Origin of the sequence: Streptomyces prasinopilosus (assembly GCF_001419695.1) — a bacterium.
Taxonomy (GTDB): domain Bacteria; phylum Actinomycetota; class Actinomycetes; order Streptomycetales; family Streptomycetaceae; genus Streptomyces; species Streptomyces prasinopilosus.
Window position 1 is genome coordinate 1 of record NZ_LIRG01000907.1, and the last position, 4,117, is coordinate 4,117.

The following is a 4,117-nucleotide window of genomic DNA, read 5'->3' on the forward strand; positions in this document are numbered from 1 at the left end:
GACTGCGCACGGCGGACGGCGGGGCCGTCCGCCGTGCGCAGTCCTTGGGACGACCGGTCCGCCGGCGCCGTCCGCACGCCCCGGGGGACCGCCTCGCGCATCCGGCCGGCGGCGGCCGGCGCGGCCCCGGCGGGCCGGCCCCGGTCCCGGGCGGGCGGATCGCGGCCGCCGCGCACTCCGGGCACCCGGGACGGGTGAGGGGCGTCCGGCCCCGGGGCGGATCCCGTCCGCGTGGTCGGAGTCGTCCGGTGATGCGACGCTGGGGTGGAGAAGTGTCCGCGGACGGCAGCCGAGAGGGAATGCGATGGGACGCGACGTCCCGGCGCTGGTGTTCACCCGTGAGGACCGCCGCCGGTACCGGATCAAGATGCAGGAGTGCCTCGACACGTTCGCGCAGATGCTGCGGGAGGCCCGGTTCGAGTCCGAGCGTCCCCAGGTGGGCCTGGAGATCGAGCTGAACCTGGTCGACGACCGGGCGGAGCCGACGATGCGCAACAACGACGCGCTCGAAGTGATCGCGGACCCCGCCTGGTCCACGGAGCTGGGCCGGTTCAACCTCGAGATCAACGTTCCGCCGCGACGGCTGACCGCGGGCGGACCCGACTCCTGGGAGTCCGAGATCCGTACCGCGCTGAACCACGCGGAGAAGCGCGCGAAGTCGGTCGGCACGCATCTGATCATGACCGGGATCCTGCCGACGCTGCGGCAGGAGGACGTGGGTGAGTCGGCGCTGTCGGAGAACCCGCGCTACCGGCTGCTCAACGACCAGATCTTCGCGGCCCGGGGCGAGGACCTGCGCATCGAGGTGGACGGCGTCGACCGGCTGCGCACCTACGCGGACACGATCACTCCCGAGGCCGCCTGCACCAGCACCCAGTTCCACCTCCAGGTGTACCCGGAGCAGTTCGCCGACTACTGGAACGCGGCGCAGTCGATCGCCGGGGTCCAGGTCGCCCTGGCGGCCAACTCACCGTTCCTGTTCGGCAAGGAACTCTGGCACGAGACCCGCGTCCCGCTGTTCGAGCAGGCCACCGACACCCGCCCCCAGGAGATCAAGGTGCAGGGGGTGCGGCCCCGGGTGTGGTTCGGGGAACGGTGGATCAACAGCGTCTTCGACCTCTTCGAGGAGAACCTGCGGTACTTCCCGGCGCTGCTCCCGCTGTGCGACGAGCAGGATCCCGCCGAGACGCTGGACCGGGGCGACATCCCCGAACTGGGCGAGCTGACCCTGCACAACGGCACCATCTACCGCTGGAACCGCCCGGTCTACGCCATCGCGCACGACAAGCCGCACGTGCGGGTGGAGAACCGGGTGCTGCCGGCCGGCCCCACCGTCGCCGACACCCTGGCCAACGGCGCCTTCTACTACGGGCTCACCCGCGCCCTGGCGGAGGAGGACCGGCCCGTGTGGTCCCGGATGTCCTTCTCGGCGGCCGAGGAGAACCTGCACACGGCGGCGCGGCACGGCATCGAGGCCCGGCTGTACTGGCCCGGTATGGGCGAGGTGCCGGTGGCCGAGCTGGTGCTGCGGCGGCTGCTGCCCCTGGCGCACCGCGGGCTGGAGCTCTCCGGGATGGACGAGTCCTGGCGGGAGCCGCTGCTCGGGATCATCGAGCAGCGCTGCGTCACCGGGCGCAACGGGGCGGTGTGGCAGAAGGAGATGTTCCACCACATCGACGCCACGGCCCACTGCGGCCGCCACGAGGCCCTGCGCCGGATGACGCAGCAGTACATCGACTACATGCACCTCAACGCCCCGGTGCACACCTGGCCCGTCGACTGACCGGCCCGGGCGTCGGCGCGGTCAGCCGCCGGCGGCCCGGGCGAGGACGCCGGACACCTCCGCGCGCATCACGCCGGCGGCCCCCGGGGGGAGCGAACCGAGGTCCGTGCCGGCCAGGGCCCGCAGCGTCTCGTCCGTCCCGGCCGTGCAGTCCGCGCTCCCGCCGATCACCTCGTAGCCGTCACGGACCGCGACGCGCACCCCGCGCCGCCCGTCCTGTCCGGCGTGCACGGCGGTGGCCACGACGAGGGGCGGCGGCCCGCCCGCCTCGGCCGGTGCCTTGTGGTATCCGCTGACCACCGGGGTGCGCCAGCGCAGGCTGAGCAGCAGAGGGCGCTTGGCCACCACCTCGGCCAGGTCGGTCTCGAACACTCCGTCCCGGTCCAGCACCGTGGCGCGGGTGTCCAGGACGAGCGCGGCCGGCAGCAGACAGCGCAGGGTGCTGCCCACGATGTTGCCGCCGACCGTGGCCGTCCGGCGCACCGCTCCGGTGCCCACGGTGGAGGCCGCGCCGCGCAGGACCTCCGGCACCCGGTCGTCGATGCGGTGCAGCAGGACGGCCGCGCCCAGTGCCTCGCGCTCCAGCAGGGTGGCCTCCGGCAGGCTGCGCAGGGACATCGCCTGCTCGGGGAAGCCGTCCCGCTGCCAGAGCGCCCACACGAGGGTGGCCCCGCCGACGGGCACCGCTCCCTCGGCCATGCAGTTCTGTGCTTCGGTCAGGGAGGTGGGCTGACGCAGGAGCATGGCGGTCGACCTGCTTTCCTGGGCTGCGGCCGACGGAACCGGCCGCTCCGCTGCATGATCATGGACACTGCATTCTCCGCACGGACGCGGGGGCGCGTACAGGGCTCATGCAGACCCTGCGTGCGCCCGTCGTACGCCCCGGGGGCGGGCGTCCGGCCGTTCCCGGCGGGTCCCGCCGGCCGGACCCCGGGCGGCGCCACCGTCGAGGGGCCGAGCCCCGGTGATCAGTACGCGGAAGCAACCTGCCCCGGTTCCGGGGAGTCCCACATATCGCTTGCCCCTGCCGCTCCGGCGCCGCCGCGCGTCCACGGCCTCGGACCCACCACGAACGAACGGACCCATGAACACCGCGACCCTGCTGGATGTCCTGCTGGACGCCGCCCGCCAGTCCCCCGACCAGCTGATCGTCCATGTCCGGGGCGACGGCGGCGAGACCGCCGTCACCTTCCGGGAGCTCGTGGCCGAGTCGCTGCGCGTCGCGGGCGGTCTCCGTGCCGCGGGCGTCGCGCCGGGCACCTGCGTTCCGGTGCTCGCGGAGCACAGTGCCGACTTCCAGCCCATGTTCTGGGGCGCGCTCGCGGCCGGTCTGGTGCCGGTGCCGCTCGCACCGGACCCGCGGCGGGTCCGGCCGGTGTGGGAGCACCTCGGCCGGCCCCCGGTCGTCGTGGACACGGCCTGTGCGCCGGTGGCCGCCGAACTCCCGGACGGGGCCGGGGTCCTGCGGCTGGACGTGCTGCGGGAGGGCCCGCCGGCGGCCTCCCCCGCCGCGCCGGACCCGGACGCACTGGCCTTCCTGCAGTTCTCGTCCGGCAGCACGGGCGCGCCCAAGGGCGTGGAGCTGACCCACCGGGCCGTGCTGGCGAACCTGCGGCAGCTGACCGAGGCCTCCGCCCTCACGGAGCGGGACGTGGTGGTCAGCTGGATGCCGTACTTCCACGACATGGGGCTCATCGGCACGCATCTGGCGCCGCTGGCCGCGCGGGCCAGGCAGGTGAAGATCGGGCCCCTGTCGTTCGCGAAGAACCCCCGCCTGTGGTTCGACGTGGCCGCCGCGCACCGGGGCACCGTCCTCTCGGCCGCCAACTTCGCGCTGGCGCTGACCCTGCGGCGGGTCCCCGAGGAGGTGTTCGCCGCGCTGGACCTGAGCGCGGTCCGGCTGATCACGGTGGGGGCGGAGCCGATCTCGGCGACGGTGTGGCGGGACTTCGCCGCCCGGACCCGGGCGTCGGGGCTGGATCCGCGGGCGGCGACGCCCGTGTACGGGCTGGCGGAGGCGACGCTGGCCGTGGCGTTCCCGCCGCTGGGCGAGACGGCCGTACCGGTGGCCGTGCGACGCTCCGCCCTCGGCCGGGGCCGCGTGGTGGAGTGGGAACCCGGTGACGACCCGGCGGAGCTGGTGGAGCTGATGGACGTCGGGGTGCCGGTGCCGGGCTCCTCGGTGCGGATCACCGACGGGGCGGGCCGGCCGCTGGGCGACCGGCGGGCGGGACACATCGAGGTGAGCGGCCCGCAGATCGCCCGCGGTTACCACGGCCTGCCGGACGCGACGGCGCGGTCCTTCACCGACGGGTGGCTGCGCACCGGTGACCT

At 74.4% G+C, this 4,117-nt stretch carries 3 protein-coding genes; 2 read left to right on the plus strand and 1 reads right to left on the minus strand.

Going from position 1 to position 4,117, the window contains the following annotated elements; translation table 11 throughout:
• Positions 1 to 304 precede the first annotated feature (304 nt).
• Complete coding sequence (locus AOK18_RS28340; protein WP_055696174.1) at positions 305 to 1,783, plus strand: glutamate-cysteine ligase family protein; 1,479 nt, start codon at positions 305 to 307, stop codon at positions 1,781 to 1,783.
• 21 nt (positions 1,784 to 1,804) lie between these two features.
• Here AOK18_RS28340 and AOK18_RS28345 read toward each other — a convergent pair whose 3' ends face one another.
• Positions 1,805 to 2,527 (minus strand): FAD binding domain-containing protein, encoded by a 723-nt coding sequence (locus AOK18_RS28345; RefSeq protein WP_055696175.1) that lies wholly within the window; start codon positions 2,525 to 2,527, stop codon positions 1,805 to 1,807.
• 340 nt (positions 2,528 to 2,867) lie between these two features.
• On the opposite strand from AOK18_RS28345, the gene AOK18_RS28350 reads away from it, so the two are divergent.
• Positions 2,868 to 4,117: AMP-binding protein (locus AOK18_RS28350; RefSeq protein ID WP_157865264.1), on the plus strand; the 1,250-nt coding region annotated here is incomplete at its 3' end.

Bases quoted from the DNA above. Each gene is read 5' to 3' on its own strand.
- AOK18_RS28340 (WP_055696174.1), top strand. From the start codon at position 305: ATGGGACGCGACGTCCCGGCGCTGGTGTTCACCCGTGAGGACCGCCGC.
- AOK18_RS28345 (WP_055696175.1), bottom strand. From the start codon at position 2,527: ATGCTCCTGCGTCAGCCCACCTCCCTGACCGAAGCACAGAACTGCATG.